Genomic DNA, 790 nt, shown 5'->3' on the forward strand with positions numbered 1-790 from the left:
TCTTCTCGCATTTAAAAACAGAGAAGTTATATTTGGTATGTCCAAAAACAGCAGAGGAAGCTTATGTAGCTATTCAGGAGTATATAGACTTCTACAATACGGATCGCTTCCAGGAAAAATTTAACGGCCTTTCCCCGATTGAATATCGAGAAAAGGCCGCAGCTTGAAATACTCTTTTTTTATTGTCTACTTGACAGGGTTATGTGCATTTCACGCCTCTCCATTTTCCCAATATTAATATTACACAAGAATGACCCATAATATCATCGTCGTGATAATCGTGACTACCCCTTGTATGAAGGTTTAGGACCGACAATCCTCAATACGACTTCGGTCATTCGTAAAGCGGCCCCACTTTTTCCAAAATGGTTCCGATTATTGAACCGAAAACGATTACAAGTCCAATGCTCGTCATCAGTCCGCCAAAACCGCCGTTAATATTCTCAACGATCTGATCCAGAGGCATTCCAGAAGCAAAACCCACAAATAAAGTGCCTAATAGTAGCGATAAGAACGGATGCAACTTGAATTTAGTTGTCTCACACGCCAATGGCCAAAACAATAAAAAAATATGATTACCGCCTATTTTTACTCGCTGCCAAAAAAGTCCGCATTACTTGTTCAGCTGCTAGTTCCAAAAATTCAGCCCCTCTTTCCATAGCTTCCTTTAAAGGCATAGGAGCGTTCACCAGACTATGGACACTAGTTATTCCATGGTCATATAAAGCTTCAATACCTGTTCCGATTGATCCAGCCAAGACAAATACGGGAATATCATGCTTCTTCGCTT

2 protein-coding genes and 1 pseudogene are annotated in these 790 nt (G+C 40.5%); 1 reads left to right on the plus strand and 2 read right to left on the minus strand.

Going from position 1 to position 790, the window contains the following annotated elements; genetic code table 11:
* On the plus strand, nt 1–167 hold a 167-nt coding region (locus AC1DVK_RS27005; RefSeq protein ID WP_477627835.1), incomplete at its 5' end, for an IS3 family transposase.
* A gap of 135 nt (nt 168–302) precedes the next feature.
* Here AC1DVK_RS27005 and AC1DVK_RS27010 read toward each other — a convergent pair.
* Nucleotides 303–586, minus strand: a pseudogene (locus AC1DVK_RS27010) (GntT/GntP/DsdX family permease); the annotation flags it as partial.
* A partial coding sequence (locus tag AC1DVK_RS27015) for a glycerate kinase (protein WP_477627834.1) occupies nt 576–790 on the minus strand: 215 nt, incomplete at its 5' end. The gene AC1DVK_RS27015 and the pseudogene AC1DVK_RS27010, both read right to left, overlap by 11 nt.

The sequence above is a fragment of the Peribacillus sp. P4_B1 genome, assembly GCF_056402395.1.